Source organism: Achromobacter sp. PD1, assembly GCF_048541815.1.
Classification (GTDB): Bacteria; Pseudomonadota; Gammaproteobacteria; order Burkholderiales; family Burkholderiaceae_B; genus Achromobacter; species Achromobacter bronchisepticus_A.
Map to the genome: position 1 here is coordinate 6617173 of NZ_CP183349.1, position 19446 is coordinate 6636618.

Below are 19446 nucleotides of genomic sequence, written 5' to 3' on the forward strand. Positions count from 1 at the left end.
AGCACCTGGTGAAGGGCGTTTAAGGTAGCCCTTTAGGATTGTTGCAAGTTGCGCATCCGGAAAGCCTGCCGATACGCTGACGGAGAGGTATGGATCTGCTCGGCAAATTTCTGCCGTAGGGATAGCGCCGATCCAAATCCGACGGCGGTCGCCACCTGTTCGATCGGGAGATCTGTAGTTTCGAGTAGTTGCTGTGCCTTTGAGACTCGTTCAGAAGCTAGCCACTTGATAACTGTAGTGCCAGTTAACTCTCGAAAACGGCGCGTAAAGGTTCTACGGCTCATCCGTGCGACGTCTGCAAGGTCGTCTACCGCTAGCGGTTGCGCAAGGTGCGTCCGCGCCCAATCAAGCACACCGGGTAACCGATGTTCGCTTGGCAAGCTGGGCACGGGCTGTTCGACGTACTGCGCTTGACCTCCCTGGCGATGGGGAGGCGTCACCAACCGCCGTGCAATGCGGTTCGCGACATCTGCTCCAAAGCGTTGACGCACCAGGTTAAGACAACAGTCAATTGCCGCGACTGTGCCAGCCGAGGTAACGGCGTTTCCGTCATCCACATACAGCACATCGGGTAGGAAGACGGTCTCTGGAAAGCGCTGCACGAATAGGTCGCGGAACGCCCAGTGCGTCGTTGAGGATCGGCCATCAAGCAAGCCCGAGTCACCTAGGACAAACGCTCCTAAGCAAAGACCTACAACTTGCGCGCCACGCCTGTGTGCCCGCTGCAACGCCTCTGCGACCGTAGGGGGCGTGCCCTGTTCGGGGTGATTCCAAGCGGGGACGATGACGATGTCAGCGGTCTCCATAGCCTCCAGGCCAAGTGTCACATCAATGGCGATCCCTTGGTCCGAGTGAATTCGTCCGGTCGTGCTGGCGCAATACTGAATGTCGTAAAGGGGGGAGCCCTCGTTGGAGGTCTCTCCGGCGAAGACGATGCCCGGAACGGAAAGGTGAAAGAGGCTCACCCCGTCAAATGCCAGCACAACAATCCGAATAGGTTCCACCAGAGTCTCGCTATGTCAGTTTGGCCCAATTTTATCGAAGATAGTCATTTGGGCCAATAGCGCTGTACTTGGCACTTAGAGACAATTTCAGCCTGAAATCTCTCGAGGCAAGCATTGCGCCTCTAAACTCATGACGAACCAATGAACATGACGAATTTCTTGCGGTCCCCTTTTTTTATAGGCTTCCTGACGGCGGCGGCCGTCGTGGCCCTACCAACAGGAGCGGTAGCCCAACAACCCGCGTCGGGGAAGGCACCCGTCGTGAATTTCCAGCAGATTCGCAACGCGACGATCAAGTTGAGCTACGCCAACACGACATTTTTGGTTGATCCCATGCTCGCCCCGAAGGGCGCCTACGCTGGCTTCCCGGACACCCCACGCAGCGAACTGCGAAATCCTCTGGTGGATTTGCCCATACCAGTGAGCGATGTGCTGAAGGCTGACGCGGTGATCCTGACACATTTGCACGCCGACCATTGGGATGCAGCGGCGAGAAGTCTGGTACCGCGAGATATGCCAATTTTTACGCAAAACGAGGAAGACGCCACGACGGTGCGCAAGGACGGCTTTACCGATGTGCACGTACTCACGGAAGCGGGAACCGAGTTCAAGGGAACAAGGATCTTCAAGACCGGTGGACAGCATGGCACTGACCAGATGTTCGTAGTGCCTCAATTGAAGGATTTATTGGGTATGGCGATGGGTGTGGTCTTCCAGCGCCCGGGCTACAAGACAAGCTATGTGGTGGGCGACACCATCTGGCGCCCCGAGGTTGAACAGACTCTGACTAAGTTCAAACCAGACGTGGTTTTTCTGAACACGGGCTATGCGCAAGTCAATGGCTATAACGGGTCCATCATCATGGGCAAGGACGACATGCTGCGCGCATACCGGTTTGCTCCTGAGGCCAAAGTGGTCGCCATTCATATGGAAGCGGTCAACCACGCACTCCTGTCGCGCAAGGAACTGCGTGACTTCATCAGCAGCAAAGGTATGGACAGCCAACGGACCATGGTGCCCGAGGATGGCGAGTCTCAGGAATTTTGACGGCAGCTTAAAAACTTGCGACTCGACCTGTGCCGCGGTCCGTCGCGTTCAATCCCAGGAAACAAGCAAATGAACAATCGTGCCTTTCTCGTTGTCGATCTTCAGAACGAGTATCTCCCTACCGGTCAACTTCCCTTGGTGGGGCTTCAAGAGGTAGTCGCCAATGCCGCACGCATTATTGCCGCGGCCCGTGAGCGCGGCGACTTAATCGTCCACTGTTGATTTGCAGGCAGAGTTGACCCACTTTTACGTTTGATTTGCATCTAATTCTGACCCACCTCGTGAACACTATCCTGCTCGGTACCCGTGCAGGAGACAGGAGTGATCGACGTGGCTCTTCTCAGCATTATTCGCCGTTGGCACTTGCGTGATCATGTCTCTTTACGAGAGATTGCCAAGCGACTTGGCATATCGCGCAACACGGTGCGACGCTATCTGCGCTCGGGCACCATTGAACCAACCTACAGCCGTGCGGCTGGGCCTACCGTTCTAGACGGCTATGCGGAGAAGCTTTCGGCATGGCTCAAGGCCGAGACCAACCGCACGCGCAAGCAGCGACGCTCGCTGTTGCAGCTGCACCAGGATCTCTGCGCTCTAGGCTACACGGGCTCTTACGACCGTGTCGCCGCTTTCGCGCGACGATGGCGACAGGAACAACAGGAACGATCTCAGACTTCAGGACGGGGCACGTTCGTGCCATTGACGTTCGCACCAGGCGACGCCTTTCAGTTTGACTGGAGCGAGGACAGTGCGGTGATCAACGGCGAGCGCACCAAGCTCCAGATCGCGCAGTTCAAGCTTTGCCACAGTCGCGCCTTCTTCCTGCGCGCCTACTGGCTCCAGACACACGAGATGCTGTTCGATGCGCACCATCACGCTTTTGTGGCGTGGGGAGGCATCCCGCGTCGAGGTATCTACGACAACATGAAGACCGCTGTGGATAGGGTCGGCCGCGGCAAGTCGCGCGAGGTCAACGCCAGATTCTCCAGCATGGTCAGCCACTATTTGTTTGATGCGCAGTTCTGCAACCCCGCGTCAGGCTGGGAGAAGGGACAGATCGAGAAGAACGTGCAGGATAGCCGGAGGCGGATCTGGCAACGCCTGCCCCACTTTTCGAGCTTGGAAGCGCTTAACGACTGGTTGGCCGACGAGTGCGCCAGGCTGTGGCAACAGATACGCCATCCGGCATGTGACCAGAGCATCTGGCAGATATGGTCCGAGGAACGCCCATTTCTGATGCCTGTTGGCCAGCCGTTCGACGGCTTTGTGGAACACACCAAGCGCGTTTCCCCCACATGCTTGATCGCCTTCGAGCGTGACCGCTATAGCGTCCCCGCGTCCTACGCCAACCTGCCCGTGAGTTTGCGGGTCTATGCGGATCGCCTCGTTGTCGTCGCCGAAGGTCACGTCATCGCGCAGCATCCTCGCCACATCAACCGGCGCCATGACCGTGGTGCCACTTTCTACGACTGGCGGCATTATCTCGCCGTGCTGCAACGCAAGCCTGGCGCGCTGCGCAATGGGGCGCCGTTCACCGCGTTGCCGGAAGCATTTCGCCAACTTCAGGCACTGCTTCTGCCTCACGCTGGCGGGGATAGAGAGATGGTGGAGATCCTGTCGTTGGTCTTGTTGCATGACGAGCAACTGGTCCTCGCCGCAGTGACCTTAGCGCTGGAGGCCGGTACGCCATCGAAGCAAACCATTCTCAACATCTTGAGCCGACTGCTCGACGGCACACCGCTACCGCCGCTGACGGCGCCCCAAGCGCTCTCGCTCACAGTCGAACCCGAGGCGAACGTCGGCCGCTACGACACCCTCCGCACTCAGGAGCCACGTCATGCAGCATGAACTCATGATCGAGCGCTTGAAGGCGCTCAAGCTGCACGGTATGGCTCAAGCGCTCACCGACCTCGTGCAGCAAGACTCTCCGGCATACCAGAGCTGCTCTCCCATCTTGAGCCAGCTTCTACGGGCCGAGCTTACCGAGCGAGAGGTACGATCTATTGCCTATCAGATGAAGGTGGCCAAGTTCCCAGCATATCGAGACTTACAAGGCTTTGACTTCGGATGCAGCGAGGTCAACGAAGCCCTTGTTCGGCAACTGCACCGCGGCGAGTTCATCGAACCCGCTCACAATGTCGTATTAGTTGGCGGCCCTGGCACCGGTAAGACGCATCTGGCGACGGCCTTCGCGGTTCACGCCATCGAACACCTGCGTCGCCGAGTTCGCTTCTTCTCCACGATCGAGTTGGTGAACACGTTGGAGCTCGAGAAGCAGGCCGGCAAAGCTGGACACCTCGCCCACCGGCTCATGCACTCGCACGTCGTGATTCTCGACGAACTCGGGTATCTGCCATTCAGCCAAGCCGGCGGTGCGCTGCTGTTCCACCTCATCAGCAAGCTCTACGAGCACACAAGCCTCATCATCACCACCAATCTCAGCTTCGCTGAATGGGCGAACATATTTGGGGACGCAAAAATGACGACTGCTTTGCTCGACCGACTCACCCACCACTGCCACATCGTCGAGACCGGCAACGACAGCTACCGATTCAAAAACAGCAGCACACAGCCCAAAAAGGAGCGTAAAACAGCCAAATCTGTAGCAACCCTGACCCAATCAAATTAGGGCTGGGTCAGTTTTCGATGCAAACGCTGGGTCAGTTTTCACTGCAAACCAACATTCAAGCGTTCTAGACAAACTCGGACTTGTTCGCGAATGTCGTCGCGTCCCGCTAGTTCGGGAGGGGGGCTGCCAGCGCCCGGGGCATACGGATTAAGTATAGGGTCCATGTGTACTGAAATTAGAAAAGTTATCGTAATTCAATAATTTCACTAATTTAACTATAAGGCAAGCCAAACACAAGGGTCATCAACTGTCTATCCATTGCATCCACCAGCCTTGATAGTACTTGCAGCCTGCAATTTCTTCGAAGCCGACCACCATCATGCCTCGGTCCGAGCTAAAGGTCAGAAGTTGAGGATCCAGCAGGTCCGGGATAGGGCTGGGCAGCTTGGCGCCGAACTTGGCCAAGCCCTCCAGCGTCATACAGGGAACGTGACGATTCAGCCCCTTGTGCAGCATGGAGTACATGTGCACGGTTCCTACTACGGGCTCCCCTAGGTCGTGGTCTCGGCGACATTCGCCGAGGACGTGGGTCCGAAGGACGCTGCATTGGAAGTTCAAGGTTAGCCCCGAAATACTGTATAAAAACACAGTATATTTAATCTCGGAATCCGCGGCATTTGACCCCGATTCCGGCTGACTGGGGACGGAACATGACTAGCGACGAATGGACGCAGCGGGACACGTACTACTGGCAAGGTCCGGCTGGATGGACGATCTGCCGTGTCTTCGTTGATGGCATGTGGCAGTACGAGCTGTGGTTTAGTCGTGGTGAAAATGGCACGATCTATGGCATGCGCGCCTCGCTCGCGGCGGCACAAGATCTCTACAAGCAAAAACTGGGCTAGCGCTATTTGGTCGGTGGTTCCGCGACCAGGCGATCGGCGGGGAAGGGCACAAGGAAGTCGCGGCTATCGGTCGCCGACGCGGTCAGCCAGTCGTTGTAGGCGCCTTCCGGCAGAATCACGACCATGCGCTTTTCCTTGCCAGCCTGGTGGTAGTCGCGGAACAGTGGATCCTGATCTGCGTTTATGGTCAGCATGGTGTAGCTCTCCTGCACCTGGCCGGCGGCGTCGCGCCATCGGTCCCATAGCCCGGCAATCCCCAGCGGCGCGCCGTCGGCCCGGGTGAAGCGCGTGGCCACCGCGGCGCCGGATCTCCAATCAGGTTCGAAGATGGCTTCGGCCGGGACGATGCAGTGTTGCCCGCGGCGCCAGGCATTTCCGAAGGTGAAGGACTTGGGCGCCGTTTCGCTGCGGGCGTTGAAGGTCGACAGTTTGCCGGCTTTGTCCAGACCGTCCGCCTTTGTCATCGCGCTGATCAGACCCCACCGCCCTACGACGGCTTCGCGCTCCGGAACCGCTTCGTCGCCGGCGTCATGCTCCGCCGGCCGGCGCACGAACACGCCTTGATACCTAGGCCACATGTCGTATCGCGCGATCGTGGGCGGCTTCTCGTGAACGCCGAACTTCTTGAGTAATAGCTCGGCGTCCTTCAACGTTTGATAGTGGCTGCACATAGCGTGGATCTCCCAAGACACGCCTCATGATAAATTGCCGGCGTCGTGCCGAAAGCGACCATAAAGCCCCGCCTATTCGTTTGGGTGGTTTATGTCAGATGTTGTTGTTTTTCTCAGGAGTCAGCCGAGGTTCGGCGATCAAATCGTAGCGTATCCGGCACTCAGCCTCGTGAAGCAATTTTGGCGCGATAAGCGGGTCCGCGTGGTGTCTCGTTACGCGGTAGGGCATTTCTACGCAGGCCTTCCCTGGGTCGACGAGTTCGTCCAGGCCGACGCGTTCGCTGCGCAGATGCGCGCGCTCCCACGCAAAGCGCATGCGGCATTGAGCCTTCACCATTCAAGCGAGCGCTACCCACTGATCAGCTTTCTTCGGAGGCCAGTCCTGCGGATGGGATTCGAAAATGATCGTTTAGGCGACCGTGTGTGGACCCATTCGCATCGCAAGGACATCAACGAATACATTGGACTCGCAAACCTGCGTTTGCTCGCAACGCATCAGGATCATGATCCTGAACGGACGGCACGGCACGCCTTCATGGAAATCGCCTCTGCCCATATCGGCAAAGTGGAGCCGGCGGACATAGTTCTGATACCGGGTGGCGGGGCAGGGGACTTTAAGCGCTGGGCGTTGGACCACTATCTAGTCCTTGCTGACCTCCTTAAGAATCACCTCGGCGGCTCGGCCGACTTCACTTTTGTTCTTGGGCCTGACGAAGGCAATATGCGTGATCGCATTCATAGATTAGGTCGAAGGGATTTCAAGATCGAGTTCTGCCGGACGGTAAAGGAACTTGCCGCGCTGATGCACAATGCTCGTCTCGTCGTTTCAAACGATTGCGGTCCATCACACATCGCGCAAGGCTTATGCGTTCCATATGTCGGGGTCTTCAATGAACCAAATCCAGAGTGGTTCTGGAAGCGGCGCTACACCCGCGACGTTGTACCGGACAACAGCATGGCCGAAATCAATTCCATCGTGCCGGCACGGGTCCTACGGGCATGCCTGGACGTCCTCGTCCAACCCCGATTTTCGTGAAACGGGGATGTCCGCGTCAACACGCCTTTGGCAGGGGCTGGCCCCTCTATCGAAATAAAAAAGGGGCGGATAGGCGGGCCTTGAGTTTTTGGCTTTGGCCCCCATCAAGGTAGGTCCGGTGGCGTTATCACCGCCACCGGACACCCGCCGCCATTCGCGCTGCGGGTAACTTTATAGATCCGAAAGGAGATCTATGACGAAAGGTCAATACACCTTGAAGACCAAGGAAGAAGCGCACGAACTGAACGAGCTGTTCAAACGTTACGGCGCTGGCCTGACCGACGAGGAACTGCAGCGTATCGAGAAGTCCAAATACGCCAAAGTGCGCGTCCCGCTGAACGCTCCCAAGGACTAACCTTCGGAGCTGGAAGTCGAATTGGTACCCGAACTTCCTATAAGGGGAAGGTGCTCCAACACCTTCCCCTTATTTTTTGGGTGAGCACTTTGCTGTGATCAGGGCGAAATATACAACATCGCGGCCAACCTCAATTTAGGCATTCTTGACTGTCTACTAAGACAACCTCGTGCATCGGTTCTTTTCAGACTGCCGCGGATGTTTAGGCGATCGTAACTTTCCGCGTATCCCAGCTGTGGTCCAGTTCGCTTAGGAAGCTGTGTTCGTACCGCTCGTCGACACTCCGTAGCAGCTATCGTCAGATACCAACTTCGAAAAAAAAGGGCCACCCTTATGGGGTGGCCCGTCCTCCTTGAGGGACGAAGTCAGCTTACCAACTGCTTCGCAAGGGCGACTTCAATGCTGTCGCCTCCCTGGTTGAGAATGTCGAGACCGGAATCAGGCATGTCGCCAGACGTGGACTGCGATACTGCAATCTTCTGTGCCATGAGTTGAAGGCAGCGCATTTGTGCCGACCCCTGATAGCCAAGAAAATCAACGTCAACGTCGCGCGTTTGCCCGATCCGCCAACTACGCCTTGCGGCCTGCTGCAACGTGTAGACGTTGTAGCCGGTCTGCATAAACAAGATGGTCGGAAACTCCAGCATATCCAGACCAGTCTTCACCAGCTCGGGATTGCAAACAAGCGCATCGATGCCGCGATCCACCTGCTCCATCACCCAGTCCTCCCGCTTTTCGGCGCACACGCTGGAACGAAGCACGGCACTGCGCAAGCCAGCCTGGTCAAGCAAAGCCTTTAGCCTGGCCGAAGTGTCGCGCGTGCCGGTATACGTGGTGTAGACCAGCGTGCGCCGACCATGCGCGGCCTCCCGCCTTACACGTTCCAGTAGCGCGCCTTCTTTGGGCGTCATCTCCTGGTTTCCGTATAGAGCCGGCAAGCTCAACAGCACCGACTTGGTATGCGGGTGCCGCACAGTCTCCGGCCGAAAACAACATTCCGGCCATGCCAGAAGGGCGTTTAGAACAACCCCCATGAGAGACTTATCGCCGGCGCGAAGCGCGCGACGAAGTTCCTCAACCAAAGTACGCTCAAGGTACTGATAGGCGGACTCCATGTCCGGTGACATAGCGACCTCCACCATGCTCTCGCGATAAGGTGGAAGGACATCTTGCCCCAGTTGCGACAGTTTCAAGAACGCCGTGTAGGGGACCACATATCGCATGATTCCCTTCGGACCAAAACCCGGTCCTTTCACGGTTGAAACTGTCTTCTTGTCCCCCTTCGCCGTCCGATGGGATCCTGAATTGGATTCCTTATGGATGTCGATCAGGACGCCGTGCTCGCGCATGAAGGCCATTGTGGCCGAGGCCATTGAGCCCTTGGAATTGAAGTTGAACCCGTCCTCAATCATCATCCGCGGATGCAGGCGATAAAGAAGGTGGTAGAGATCGTCGGCATAGCCACCCATCAACGTGCCAGTCAGTGCGAGAGCCTTTGAGCACTTGCGTGCCAACACCCCCATTGCCTGGCCTTGAGCTGAGCCTTCGTTCTTGTACTCATGGCCTTCGTCTGCGATAAGCAACCCGAAGTACCCCTGGGGCAGATAGTCGGGTAGGGACAGGCCATTGCTGGCCCATCCCCCCCTAAGAACCGTACGTGAGAGTTTCCCCTCATACGGCTCAAGCCTTTCAAAGCCCGCTTTCGCGAACCGGCTTCACCACCTTGAGACCATTGACATGAATCTGGTTATGACAGTTCGGATGCACCATGATGAGATTGGTGTTCCCATCTTTTCCGCCATCGACCCGCCGGATGATGTGGTGGACATGCCACCCCGTCTCCTGCGTGATCAACTCTTGGCAGATCGGACAACGACGATCCTGTTCCAACCAGAGGTTGATGAGCTTCTTCCTGCCCCTCAGTGAGTTCTGCATCTTGAGGCTTACACGCTCCTCAAAGTACGTCTCCCACGTCGGGTCGAATGGATTGGCTTCCAACTTGATTGGCCGGTGTCGCCGAATGGGCGTATCCGTTGCCTTCCGCAGTGACGACAGGATGGGATTCCCATCAGGGAACCTTTCACCCGTTGCCGCCGCAAATACCCAGTTACGGGTGCCTACGGAGTGGAAGTAGCGCTGCTTGATCCAGACGCTGCTTTTCTGCGGATGCCGACGAACGGCCCACTGCCACAACACACGCCAAATCTCATGATCGACACGCGCGAACGTCGCTTTGGACACGACGTGCTGGTGATAATTCGCCCAGCCTTGGATCATTGGGTTGAGCATCCGAATCAGCCGAGGCTGATCCAGCGCCTTATTGCCTTTGACAGCCGAGCGCACTTTCTCCAAGAAGGTCGCCACGTTCGCGTTCGACGGCTTGATCAACAGCTTGCCGTTGTACTTGCGCACGTTTTGTCCGAGGAAGTCGAAGCCCTCGTCGATGTGCGTGATCTTGGTCTTCTCGGGTGAGAGCGTGAGCCCCCGTTCCCGCATGAAGTCCTTGATGATCGGCATGACCTCCTGCTCCAGTAGCTCTTTCGAGCGTCCCGTCACAATGAAGTCGTCCGCATACCGCACATAGTTGACCATCAAACGGGTCTGTACACCGTTGGCGTACCGCTTTCTTCCGAACGCGGCATCCAGTTTGGCTTCCAGTCCGTCGAGGACGAGATTCGCCAGGGTTGGCGAGATGATGCCCCCTTGCGGGGTACCGGCTTCAGTTGGAAAAAGTTGCCGATCTTCCATGTATCCGGCCTTGAGCCACTTTTTCAGGATCTCGCGATCCGTCGGTGCATGACCCATGAGCCAGTCATGGCTGATGTTGTCGAAGCAGCCTTTGATGTCGCCTTCGAGAACCCATTGCGGTGCCACCTTCTTGGACAGTGCCGTGAAGCACTGTTCGATGGCGTCCGCCGTGGATCTCTCCGGTCGGAACCCAAACGAGCGTCCGTCCGCTGTGGTCTCGGCCACGGGTTCAAGAGCCAGCAGGTATAGCGCCTGCATCGCCCTGTCTCTCATGGTCGGGATACCCAGCGGTCGCATCTTCCCATTGGCTTTAGGAATATAGACACGCTTCAGCGGTTGGGGACGATACCCGCGCCGCTTGATTGACAACATGGCTTGAGACTTGGCTTCCGGGGTGGACCACGTGATGCCATCCACACCCGGCGTCTTCTTGCCTTGGTTCTCGGTGACTCGTCTGACGGCTAATGCTTTGCCGCTGAACGAGTGGGTCAGAATCCACTGCAGGGCTTTCACCTTGCCGTGTTTTCCTTGCCGTGTCGCCTTTACGATACGCGCTTGGAGCCTTCGCACCTCACGGTGACACGCAGCCCAGTCGATGCTGTGCCATGTGACCGATTCGTGTGAGGGCGCACCCGCGCAAGCAATTTCTTGCGTAGTCATCTGCATTCCCTCTTGTAGAAGGTTGGACAAGTTTTCTCGTAGAGAAAGACCAAGTGGAAGTCTGCCCGCTTTCGCGTGGGGTGATGTCGCCTTGCGGCTCAACCCCTATCCGCCCCATTACAGGACGGCATTCGCTTTCTCCACATTCCTTTACCCGCACCGCCAACAGCATTCCTTGCGGTCTGCCTGCCCCGAAGGGCAGCGATACGGGCTTACCGTGTTTCACCTGAGTAACGAGATGGGTTAGACCCTGCCTTTCCACCGGCGGTCATGATGTCCGTGTGCCCCCAAAACGGATAAAGGGCAACCGACCGCATACCTTTTGGTTCAAGCCTGTCAGCATCTTTGGCTTGTTGTTCATAACGGTGTTTAACAGCAGTTCACTTGCGTTGGTCATACCACCCAGCCTAGCGCTGTAACCGCATTGATGCTCGCAGGTAACACCTTGCCTCACGGCATCGGTGCGGCCCGAAGGCCCAGCTACATTGTCTCGGCAGCTTCACACAAGACCGTTACCAGTCCTGCATGTGCCGGTAGGCTACTGATGACGGAACATCAGGTTCCTCGGCGGGGTTGCCCCCGTTGGAACAATTACTCAGGCGACTTCACGTCGCACGCGTTTGATGAACTCAGTGGGCTGAAACCCCCCTTGTCCAAAAGATACCTCCGTATAGGCAAGTGCCCGTTCCATGCGTTTAGCCTGGCGGTCCGAGAACACCAAGTCACCTTCTTCATCCATCAGATTGATGAACTCGTAGACGTTGTCCTGCAGCATGTCACCAAGCATGTCCTCGCCAAAGCGAGTCAGGAGATTGTCCGCAGTGCGGGGACCCACCGTTGGCATTTGAACGAGCGCCTTCTTGACCATATCGCGATAGGTCGTCGGGGTTGCGCGCTTTGGGATCAAGGTCCAAAGCCGCTCGCCACAATTGCACGCTCCACGACGTTCGTTTAAGGCCGAAGTCGCGAGCGCAGGGGTAAGCGGCACGCCATCTTCATTGCACACAAACTGACCGCAGCGCGGGCAGCAAGCGGCGCTTCTGCAAACCCGTCCCAATTCGGAATCGAACAGTACCGGCCGTGTTGCAAACGCAGGACGCCAATCGAACCCCATACGCATCCGGACACGCCCCAAGATGAAGAACTGAGGCGAAGTCGGCCGGTCGCGCATTGTCCGCAATTGAAGGAGCTTTCGAAGGGTGTCCGGACCGTTGAGGATCCAAACTTGCGCACCGGGCACAGTTGCCCGGATTTCCCGTCGCCATTTGTAAACCAAATGAGGCGGTGCGAGCACGAGCGTTCTAGGGAGACCAGCGTGATGGAGAAGTGTGGCTACGAGAATGCCCATAAGGGTTTTTCCCGTCCCCATCTCCGCATTGATAATTCCAGCAGGCGAATGCTGGGTCAACAAGGTGGTGATCGCGTGAACGACACGACGCTGTGCAGGAAAAGGTGTCCTCAACAAGGAGTCGATGATGACATCCCAGTCGGCACGCTCAAGGTCATCAAAGATGGGAGGATTTTGTTTGCGTACAGCTTGCAGCAGGCCAGACCCGAACTTGCTAATAAAGTCCGATAGCGGAATCCGACGAGTTTGATCCGGTTCAGCCTCGTTCAAGGCGGCGGCTTCTTCATGAAAGGTTGCATTCATCGTGGTGCTCCAAAAAAGAGAGACACCAAGCCCGGCCGGGATGGTGTCCCGGAAGGGTAGGGAAAGCGGTATTTACGCCTCGACGACGAGCTTCAATTGGCCGTTGCGGACGTACGACGAAATGCGCGCCGAGAAGTCGATAGGTATGCGCACAAAGATCGGGTGAATTCTCCCGGCCGGCCGGCACATCTCGTCAGTAAGATCGACGAGCAGCTCTGTGCTCAGCTCGCCCAAGATAAATTCACGCCAGTGGTCCATTAGAGGCACTTCGGAGACCTGTTTAACCAGGTTCCATACGCGATCATCCGCCGCGTCGGCCTCCGATGTGTCGACGCAGTCTTGTAGAACCCAACCACTGCGCGTTGCCCGTGATGGCTTCAATAGGGATGGGTCATAGATCCAGCAGTGTAGAAGTCCGCCAAAAAGGGTCTGTTTCGGCAGTCTGCCAGTGTGCTTATCCAACCTTTTGACGTCGCCGATCGAAATGACGGTTTCCACTGATGATGAAGCCGTAACCAGTGTCAATTGCCGTAGCCCGCCCTCCTGTGTACCGAGCTGCAGCGATGCGAAAAGTTGTTGTACGGAACCATCTCGGCCGTAGAAGGAAAGGAAGGCGAGATCGCCATTGGGAAACCGGACGCAAGCGTCCACGAACAAGTCTTGCAGTTCGCGAATGCGGAAAATCATAGAAGCGCTCCTGTAAACATAAGCCGGTCGCGCCGGCCAGAAGAACTAGACCGCTGTAAGGTGCGGCAGCAGGTCGCGGATGTGTTGAATGGATCGAGCGGAAAGGCGTACCTCGAACAACCGGTCAAGGTCTACGATTTGCTCCTCCAGCGACGGGGCTGCGTCGCACACAATGCGGCAGAAGTCCAAGAGGCTTCGCGCACGAGTTTGTAGTTCCAGCTCGTGGACGGTGGCGTCAGGAAGCGGAAACGGCGCGCCGTCCAACTGCTCAACGTACCGTTCCATAGCTTCGCCATCGTCGTGGAAGTCGTCGTGGAGGAGCCTGTGGGAACTGCGTGTCTCCCATAGAGAACCGGAGTTGAACGCCGATTCCGCCAATTGGAGGGCAGTACCAACGTTCGATGCTTCCACGCCGATCTTGATGCTATGTATATGAGGAATTTCGAAAGTGACGATGAATTTGGAAAGCGTTGTCATTGGGCGAATCCAAGCGACAGCGGGAGCCCCCTGCGGGGTTACCCGCAGGGGTTAGAAGGACACTCCAGGTCAGAGAGACCACGGTCAGGGCGTGAACCCATGGAGCCAAACCGAAAGGATGCCGGTTACGCCGGCGGCGGCCCGAGAACGTCGGGCTACGTAAAACGCTGTCATAAGCGCACCGAATATGCGCTTTTGGCAGCACCCTCGCCAAGGCGAGGGGCTGGACAGACGTGGCGCTTGCCACAGTCATCAAGTCATTCAACGGATATTGACGAGTTGGCCCAAATCCGGACCCGGTGTGAAGTTGATTCCAACGATCGTGGGAACGAACTTGTCGCGCATCACTATCGTGGTTCGCACATCGCCGTTACTGGCCTCCTCAAGCTGCACCTCTTGGTCCTTGACCTTGATGGTGTCGCCGCGGATCAATAGCTTTGTGCCGTCGTCTCCTTCAACAACACCGCTTATCTGGCCGGCCGCCAGCGCGAGCGCCAAATGCCAGTCAGAGAGGTTGCATAGAGGTCGCCTGTGTGCGACTTGGCCAGTATTGAAGATACGGCCAAACTGCGGCCACAAGGTCGCAGTTTCAACACGTTTAAGCTCGTCATGCAGCTGCTCTGGGTCGATCTTCGTGGAGAAAAAAGCAAGCTCGCCGGAAACGTTTGGGATCAGGTAGGGCGCAGTTCTCCATTCCTTGGGAAGCTCTGGCGGCAGCTCGCCCTGACCAATCGTGCTGAGCCGCTTAACCACTTCCGGATCTGGTGCCTCAGAACGCCTTTTGACTCCTAGCACGACAAGCTGGCGAAATTCCTGCTCTGGCGCAAGGAAGGCTTGTATGCCCTCGAAGTTACGGGAGATCATCGTCGCGAACTGCTTGTCCATGACGTAGTGCGGGACTATCAAGACCAGCACACCGCCAAACGCTAGCGCCGGAACGGAGGCCTGATAGAAGACTTTCTCTAGGCGGTCATAATGCCTATCACCGGTGTGGCCCTTGTCGGCCACCACGGCGCCGTAGGGAGGATTCAGAAATAGAAGTCCCATCGAGCGAGCAGATACGAATGCGTCGTGTATATCCGCGTGCAGTGCGGTGCGCAAAAGATTCTTCGCGTGCCAGGCACGACCTTTGTCGAATTCGACGCCATACGTCTCCGTAGTTGGCGACCCATGAAGCGTGTCTACAGTCGACGCTATCCAGTGAAGTGCTGCGCCTTCTCCGCAGCAGGGGTCATATAGTCTGGCGCCGGCATCGGGCTCCAAAAGTTCAAGTGCTGATGAAACCCGCGTAAGTGTTTCTTCGTCCGTTGGGAAATAGCCGTTTCGAACGAAGTTCTGAGCTAGCCTGGGGAAGATAAGTGCCATAGTGAGCTACTAGGAAGAGTTGATAGGGCAGGCCGGCAGATGCCGGCCCAGGATGTAGGGCAAAAGTTCCTACTTGGAATGCCACGTTTGAGAGGCCGCACGGAAGCTGTAGTCGAGCCGCTTACCGAGCCAGTCCCGTTGAGACCGAAATAGCGCGCGGTCGACAGAAGGATCAAGCTTCACTGGCTGACGGGCTTTGATTAGCTCGCTGAGCTCTGCGCCGAAGATTTCCTGCAGCTCGCTGTTTTCAATATCGCCAATCGAGGCCACGGGCTCGTCGGCTGCGATCGCTTCAATAGTGGCCGGCGCTGGCAGAGATACAGACACCGGCGCAGGCATGGTGTCTGCTTCTGATTGAGCCGTGACAGGCCGGGACGTACGTTCCTCGTCGGCTGGATCAGGCTCGCTAGCTTGAGTCGGCATTTCGGCGTCGTCGGGTTCATCGCTTTCAAGCATGACTTCGGCCAGCGCTGCCCGTATCTCAATCGTGATCTTTCCGTACCACGTGTAGGAGTGCGGATAGATTTTTGAGATCAAGAATTCACCTGGATAGGTGCCGGATTGGAACTGCTCCAGGATCTTGTCTTTGATCTTGAACTCACCGATCGCTGTTTGCAGCTCGCCGACGTTGAAGTCGCCATTGCCGCCTCGAATCGTCTTGACCTCCAGCGTGCCGGAAATCTTAATCATGGTGTTGCTCCAGAAATAAAAGCGGCCCCCGGAGGGGCCAAGATGAAAATGAGGGGCTGCGGGCTAAAAGCCCGCACGGGGGATTGAAAACTATGCGTCAGGATCTAAGAGGTTCGAAGGTCCTGGTGCGGCTGGGCGAATTGCTGTTCACTTTACGAAGAAGCTGGATGATCAAGATGTCGTTCAAGCTTCGCCCTAATTTCCTTTGCTACGCCCCGCCATGAATGCGGGTGAAACAGCGGATTCTCGGGCCACTCTTCGAGCGCTTCGTCGCTGAGCTGTGACACGGTTGTTGCGTGCTTGAGCAAGGCGTCGACGACGAACATCTGGGCAAGCGGTCCGAAAGAGGAATACTCCATCAGGTCCGCGACGCATTCGACGTTCGTCATTCGTTCGCTGGGGGAAGGGTGGGTCATAACAAGGCCTTCAAGAATATGAGGCCCCCGATCGGGAAGCCCCGATGGGTGAGAGAACGGCAAGCCCTACTTAGAGCTTTCGGTGAAGGAGCCGTCCGCCTGGTGCGTGACGACACGGTTTCCGACGTTGTTGAGACTGTCGTGCAACGTCTCGATGAACATGCTTTCCGGCACGACTATCCCAAAATTATTCAGGACGGTGCGGTAATAATCGAGATTTTTGCCGAAGGCGTTCGATTCGAGAAGATTGGAGTAGAGATAGAAATCCGCTTCATCTGCCTGGGTGGCATCAAGAAGCTCGACCGGCCTGAGAATGACCATGAAGAAGTAGCTCAATTGGCGGTCCCAACCGAGATTCACGGTAACGGGATGATCTTTGTGAACGGTGTCAAAGTAATGGTTGCTCATTGCAGACCTCGAAATAGAACCCTATCGCCCCACGGGCGTGGGCCCGGATTGGGAAGAGGCAGGGCGCCGAGTGGACGCCGCTGCCTGGGCTTAAATCGGGACGACGCGTGTCGCGCCGGCACCGCTCAGAACATTTACCCGTTGACCGGGCTTTAACGGAACGTCCGCCTCTTGGGCGACCGCCTGCATCTGGCCGCTATCGAGCCTCACTATGACTTCGATACCCGCGGCTTGAGATACCTTGCGCTCGACGGAATTACCTGCAATTCCGCCAATCAACGCGCCCAGGGCCGCTGCGACATAGGACCCCTTATGGTTTCCAATGAAGCTGCCTGCCAAGCCACCGAGTGTGGAGCCCGCAGCCACGCCTGCACCAGAGTTGTAGCTGGCCTGTATGGTGATAGGTCGTGCCGAAAGGACCGTCCCCGATTGGACCTGCTGCACCTGCTGGGCTTGCTGGTAGCTGTACACGCCACCTGATGCGCTTTGATTCGCACATCCGGCGAGTAGGCCGGCCATCACTACCGTAGTAACGGCGGCCGCGCGGCGTGTTTTTTGCGAGATGATCACTATGCCGTCTACGCGAGCGCGGACAGCAACAGTGAGCCTTGAGCCGAGCGCAAAGGCGCCCCAGATAAGTGAGCCAACGCAAATGCCAAAAGCGATGGAAAGGGCTGCAACGCTGAGGGTTGAACTCATGTCGGTTCTCCAAAATGAAAATGGGGAACCGCCGCCCCAGTCGGGGAGGAAAGTTCCCCGATGGGCTGAAAAAGACACTCCTGGTCGCTAGACCTGCGGTCACCGAATGGTGGAGCCAAACCGCGCACTGCAAAAGATGTCAGATGAGCTCTGACGGGCGTACTGGGCGGAATCCTACACACAACATGCACGGTTTGGCAAGAGCGCTACAGAGCTTTTTAGCTCCCGCGGAGCGTTCTATCATGTGCCCGTTGTGCTGCGCGGTGGCCCGCGATCTGGTCGCAACATAGGATAGAAATTGAACCTCGAACTGTCATCCCCGAAACGCATGAAGCGAAAGGCTTCAGCGGCAGTCTTCCTTGTCGCAGCTATCGGTATATCTGGTTGCGCTGGGAAAGTCCAAAGTCTCCAAGTGGCGCCTGATGGCTTAGACTTTGACTACACGGTAGACACTGGCGCGGCGCTTGGGGTTGTACGTGCCTTCGGGGATCAGGGCAAGACAGTTGTGGTGCTTGATCGGCCGTTGCCAGGCGATATCCGGTCTGTACCCATCTATCTGCAAGGAGGCGTACAGGGGTCGGCAGATGTGCAGGGGAACTACATTATTCTGGCGGGCAAGCCCGATCGGTTTACCGTGCTGCTGCCAGCAGGGAAGGTCGACGTCGTCCGATCTACTGCGCCTGCACAACCGCCGCGGGAATCCGGTGGCGAGTTAGAGGATAGCCCTCAAGCGGAGGCAGCAACGCATCCGGACGACGGGGAGGAAATCGAATCCAACCTGGACTGGGGCGCGGTCGATGGCCAGCGTGCCGGTGCCGCTACATATCGCGGGGGGCAGGTGCCCGCGAGGCCAGCCGGCCCTAGCGATGGACGGCAAGGCCCCCTACCCCAAAGCATTGAATAACTTGAAAAGGAATTTGCGATGAACATTCTCTCTCCCTGGATCAATAAACTGGCAGTGGGTTCGAAAGCAATGCACGCGCGCCTTGGTGACGTGACAGTGCTTGCCGTGTGCGGTGAGGAGCGGGAAGATCGAGAGGTTGAGTCAGTGTTCCTGGACGCGGACGGCAACACGCTAATGGTTATCGAAGTTGTATCCGCAGCAGAGCTGAGCGAGATAGACCCTTGCCGGGACCTGGCGCCCCGTCGCACTGCGACCGCGACGATATTGCCATTCAAGGCCGCAAGTCCACAGTAAAGGACTCGTGGGGGTCTGGAATTTCCCCACCGCGGGGCGCAAATCTCGTTGATTTCTCGGCCTCGCAAACGTAAGATATCGGCTAGAAAGCGCTCCGACTGCTTATGTCGGAATCTTTTGTAGCAAAGCGGTTTGGCTCCACCATTCGGTGACCGCAGGTCTAGCGACCAGGAGTGTCTTTTTCAGCCCATCGGGGAACTTTCCTCCCCGACTGGGGCGGCGGTTCCCCTTTTCTTTAGGAGATCCGTCATGGCTCAAGCAAACACCCCCAAGTACTTCGACGCCCACCTTCGTGGCCTCGGCTATGTCCGTCGCGTCCGCGAAGTTAAGCCCAAGAAAGGCGCGCCATTCCTGTCGTGCAGCATCAGCATCTTTCACGGTGAAGCGCAGGAAGGCAATGCGGATTCACTCACCTGGCTGAATTGCGACGTCAAGATTGTCGGCAAAGAGGCCATCAAGGTCATGACCGAAAAGCTTCAAGAAGCTGCGAACGACTCCAACCGAAAGGTCTTGGCGTCCGTGACCATCGGCGATCCGTACATCGATACCTATAAGATCACGACCGGCACTCGTGCAGGTCAAACAGGAGTAGTCCTTAAGGGCCGCTTGCTGAAGATCCACATGGCGAAAGTCGATGGCGTGTTGGTCTATCAGTACGTTGAACCCGAAGCTTCGGCTGAAGGTGTTCGAACTGGCACGGACGGCAACTAAGTCCAAGCCAAACCCCGAAACTCCACTTACGTGGAGTTTTCTTCAATGGACGCCGCCAGCGCCTATTGAAGAGAACTTCGCAGGTTGTTCAGTGCGCGCCGCACTCAAAATGGCGCATCCCGAGTATCTGGTTAGGCTGCTGAACAGGC

The 19446-nt window shown here is 57.0% G+C and carries 21 protein-coding genes and 1 pseudogene; 9 read left to right on the forward strand and 13 right to left on the reverse strand.

Features of this window, described 5'->3' with window-relative positions:
* Positions 1-32: 32 nt before the first annotated feature.
* A complete protein-coding gene (locus tag ACM1PE_RS31265; protein ID WP_175156540.1) occupies positions 33-1004 on the reverse strand; it encodes a GlxA family transcriptional regulator in 972 nt (323 codons plus the stop codon).
* A gap of 141 nt (positions 1005-1145) precedes the next feature.
* Here ACM1PE_RS31265 and ACM1PE_RS31270 point away from each other — a divergent pair, with 141 nt between their 5' ends.
* The 4 genes from ACM1PE_RS31270 (at position 1146) to istB (ending at position 4680) form a co-directional block, all read left to right on the forward strand.
* Entirely contained in the window at positions 1146-2051 is a 906-nt protein-coding gene (locus ACM1PE_RS31270) for an MBL fold metallo-hydrolase (protein ID WP_175156539.1), read from the forward strand.
* A 69-nt stretch (positions 2052-2120) separates the two neighbouring features.
* Positions 2121-2273, forward strand: a complete 153-nt coding sequence (locus ACM1PE_RS31275; RefSeq protein ID WP_175156538.1) for an isochorismatase family protein — start codon at positions 2121-2123, stop codon at positions 2271-2273.
* A gap of 99 nt (positions 2274-2372) precedes the next feature.
* Positions 2373-3899: an IS21 family transposase gene (gene istA / locus ACM1PE_RS31280; protein WP_175156537.1), complete on the forward strand. Its 1527-nt coding sequence runs from the start codon at positions 2373-2375 to the stop codon at positions 3897-3899.
* Positions 3889-4680 carry an IS21-like element helper ATPase IstB gene (istB, locus tag ACM1PE_RS31285; RefSeq protein WP_054458908.1) on the forward strand — a complete coding sequence of 264 codons (792 nt, stop codon included), beginning with the start codon at positions 3889-3891 and terminating at the stop codon, positions 4678-4680. Before istA ends, istB begins: the two co-directional genes overlap by 11 nt.
* Before the next feature lie 243 nt (positions 4681-4923).
* On the opposite strand, the gene ACM1PE_RS31290 is transcribed toward istB, so the two are convergent.
* Positions 4924-5145: a hypothetical protein gene (locus ACM1PE_RS31290; protein ID WP_175156536.1), complete on the reverse strand. Its 222-nt coding sequence runs from the start codon at positions 5143-5145 to the stop codon at positions 4924-4926.
* A 185-nt stretch (positions 5146-5330) separates the two neighbouring features.
* Between ACM1PE_RS31290 and ACM1PE_RS31295 the strand changes: the two genes are divergently transcribed.
* Positions 5331-5525 (forward strand): hypothetical protein, encoded by a 195-nt coding sequence (locus ACM1PE_RS31295; RefSeq protein ID WP_175156535.1) that lies wholly within the window; start codon positions 5331-5333, stop codon positions 5523-5525.
* Positions 5526-5527: 2 nt separating this feature from the next.
* On the opposite strand, the gene ACM1PE_RS31300 is transcribed toward ACM1PE_RS31295, so the two are convergent.
* Positions 5528-6196, reverse strand: coding sequence for an SOS response-associated peptidase (locus tag ACM1PE_RS31300; protein WP_175156534.1), 669 nt, complete (start codon positions 6194-6196; stop codon positions 5528-5530).
* Positions 6197-6287: 91 nt separating this feature from the next.
* Here ACM1PE_RS31300 and ACM1PE_RS31305 point away from each other — a divergent pair, with 91 nt between their 5' ends.
* Positions 6288-7232, forward strand: coding sequence for a glycosyltransferase family 9 protein (locus tag ACM1PE_RS31305; RefSeq protein WP_175156533.1), 945 nt, complete (start codon positions 6288-6290; stop codon positions 7230-7232).
* 193 nt (positions 7233-7425) lie between these two features.
* A complete protein-coding gene (locus tag ACM1PE_RS31310) occupies positions 7426-7587 on the forward strand; it encodes a hypothetical protein (RefSeq protein ID WP_158218661.1) in 162 nt (53 codons plus the stop codon).
* 365 nt (positions 7588-7952) lie between these two features.
* Here the strand turns inward: ACM1PE_RS31310 and ACM1PE_RS31315 are convergent.
* The 10 genes and pseudogenes from ACM1PE_RS31315 to ACM1PE_RS31360 all read right to left on the reverse strand — a co-directional run.
* Positions 7953-9194 (reverse strand): annotated as a pseudogene (locus tag ACM1PE_RS31315) (helicase); the annotation flags it as partial.
* Positions 9195-9276: 82 nt separating this feature from the next.
* A complete protein-coding gene (ltrA, locus tag ACM1PE_RS31320; RefSeq protein ID WP_057386398.1) occupies positions 9277-10995 on the reverse strand; it encodes a group II intron reverse transcriptase/maturase in 1719 nt (572 codons plus the stop codon).
* A 595-nt stretch (positions 10996-11590) separates the two neighbouring features.
* A complete protein-coding gene (locus tag ACM1PE_RS31325; RefSeq protein WP_419342086.1) occupies positions 11591-12646 on the reverse strand; it encodes an SNF2-related protein in 1056 nt (351 codons plus the stop codon).
* Positions 12647-12718: 72 nt separating this feature from the next.
* Positions 12719-13333 carry a hypothetical protein gene (locus ACM1PE_RS31330; protein WP_175156531.1) on the reverse strand — a complete coding sequence of 205 codons (615 nt, stop codon included), beginning with the start codon at positions 13331-13333 and terminating at the stop codon, positions 12719-12721.
* 45 nt (positions 13334-13378) lie between these two features.
* Complete coding sequence (locus tag ACM1PE_RS31335; RefSeq protein WP_175156530.1) at positions 13379-13810, reverse strand: patatin; 432 nt, start codon at positions 13808-13810, stop codon at positions 13379-13381.
* A gap of 261 nt (positions 13811-14071) precedes the next feature.
* Positions 14072-15175 (reverse strand): DUF6094 domain-containing protein, encoded by a 1104-nt coding sequence (locus tag ACM1PE_RS31340; protein WP_175156529.1) that lies wholly within the window; start codon positions 15173-15175, stop codon positions 14072-14074.
* A gap of 69 nt (positions 15176-15244) precedes the next feature.
* Entirely contained in the window at positions 15245-15865 is a 621-nt protein-coding gene (locus tag ACM1PE_RS31345) for a DUF3275 family protein (RefSeq protein ID WP_175156528.1), read from the reverse strand.
* A 152-nt stretch (positions 15866-16017) separates the two neighbouring features.
* Positions 16018-16254, reverse strand: a complete 237-nt coding sequence (locus ACM1PE_RS31350; protein ID WP_175156527.1) for a hypothetical protein — start codon at positions 16252-16254, stop codon at positions 16018-16020.
* A gap of 93 nt (positions 16255-16347) precedes the next feature.
* A complete protein-coding gene (locus ACM1PE_RS31355) occupies positions 16348-16689 on the reverse strand; it encodes a hypothetical protein (RefSeq protein WP_175156526.1) in 342 nt (113 codons plus the stop codon).
* 90 nt (positions 16690-16779) lie between these two features.
* Positions 16780-17388, reverse strand: coding sequence for a glycine zipper 2TM domain-containing protein (locus tag ACM1PE_RS31360; protein WP_175156525.1), 609 nt, complete (start codon positions 17386-17388; stop codon positions 16780-16782).
* Between the two features lie 922 nt (positions 17389-18310).
* On the opposite strand from ACM1PE_RS31360, the gene ACM1PE_RS31365 reads away from it, so the two are divergent.
* Together ACM1PE_RS31365 and ACM1PE_RS31370 are read left to right on the forward strand one after the other, a co-directional pair.
* Positions 18311-18586, forward strand: a complete 276-nt coding sequence (locus tag ACM1PE_RS31365) for a hypothetical protein (protein WP_100854032.1) — start codon at positions 18311-18313, stop codon at positions 18584-18586.
* Between the two features lie 249 nt (positions 18587-18835).
* The gene (locus ACM1PE_RS31370) at positions 18836-19297 is read left to right on the forward strand and encodes a DUF3577 domain-containing protein (protein WP_088588768.1); all 462 of its coding nucleotides are present in this window, start codon (positions 18836-18838) and stop codon (positions 19295-19297) included.
* The last annotated feature ends 149 nt before the right edge of the window (positions 19298-19446 follow it).

Bases quoted from the DNA above. Each gene is read 5' to 3' on its own strand.
- ACM1PE_RS31270 (WP_175156539.1), top strand. From the start codon at position 1,146: ATGAACATGACGAATTTCTTGCGGTCCCCTTTTTTTATAGGCTTCCTG.
- ACM1PE_RS31275 (WP_175156538.1), top strand. From the start codon at position 2,121: ATGAACAATCGTGCCTTTCTCGTTGTCGATCTTCAGAACGAGTATCTC.
- istB (WP_054458908.1), top strand. From the start codon at position 3,889: ATGCAGCATGAACTCATGATCGAGCGCTTGAAGGCGCTCAAGCTGCAC.
- ACM1PE_RS31290 (WP_175156536.1), bottom strand. From the start codon at position 5,145: ATGTACTCCATGCTGCACAAGGGGCTGAATCGTCACGTTCCCTGTATG.
- ACM1PE_RS31295 (WP_175156535.1), top strand. From the start codon at position 5,331: ATGACTAGCGACGAATGGACGCAGCGGGACACGTACTACTGGCAAGGT.
- ACM1PE_RS31300 (WP_175156534.1), bottom strand. From the start codon at position 6,196: ATGTGCAGCCACTATCAAACGTTGAAGGACGCCGAGCTATTACTCAAG.
- ACM1PE_RS31305 (WP_175156533.1), top strand. From the start codon at position 6,288: ATGTCAGATGTTGTTGTTTTTCTCAGGAGTCAGCCGAGGTTCGGCGAT.
- ACM1PE_RS31310 (WP_158218661.1), top strand. From the start codon at position 7,426: ATGACGAAAGGTCAATACACCTTGAAGACCAAGGAAGAAGCGCACGAA.
- ltrA (WP_057386398.1), bottom strand. From the start codon at position 10,995: ATGACTACGCAAGAAATTGCTTGCGCGGGTGCGCCCTCACACGAATCG.
- ACM1PE_RS31325 (WP_419342086.1), bottom strand. From the start codon at position 12,646: ATGAATGCAACCTTTCATGAAGAAGCCGCCGCCTTGAACGAGGCTGAA.
- ACM1PE_RS31330 (WP_175156531.1), bottom strand. From the start codon at position 13,333: ATGATTTTCCGCATTCGCGAACTGCAAGACTTGTTCGTGGACGCTTGC.
- ACM1PE_RS31335 (WP_175156530.1), bottom strand. From the start codon at position 13,810: ATGACAACGCTTTCCAAATTCATCGTCACTTTCGAAATTCCTCATATA.
- ACM1PE_RS31340 (WP_175156529.1), bottom strand. From the start codon at position 15,175: ATGGCACTTATCTTCCCCAGGCTAGCTCAGAACTTCGTTCGAAACGGC.
- ACM1PE_RS31345 (WP_175156528.1), bottom strand. From the start codon at position 15,865: ATGATTAAGATTTCCGGCACGCTGGAGGTCAAGACGATTCGAGGCGGC.
- ACM1PE_RS31350 (WP_175156527.1), bottom strand. From the start codon at position 16,254: ATGACGAACGTCGAATGCGTCGCGGACCTGATGGAGTATTCCTCTTTC.
- ACM1PE_RS31355 (WP_175156526.1), bottom strand. From the start codon at position 16,689: ATGAGCAACCATTACTTTGACACCGTTCACAAAGATCATCCCGTTACC.
- ACM1PE_RS31360 (WP_175156525.1), bottom strand. From the start codon at position 17,388: ATGAGTTCAACCCTCAGCGTTGCAGCCCTTTCCATCGCTTTTGGCATT.
- ACM1PE_RS31365 (WP_100854032.1), top strand. From the start codon at position 18,311: ATGAACATTCTCTCTCCCTGGATCAATAAACTGGCAGTGGGTTCGAAA.
- ACM1PE_RS31370 (WP_088588768.1), top strand. From the start codon at position 18,836: ATGGCTCAAGCAAACACCCCCAAGTACTTCGACGCCCACCTTCGTGGC.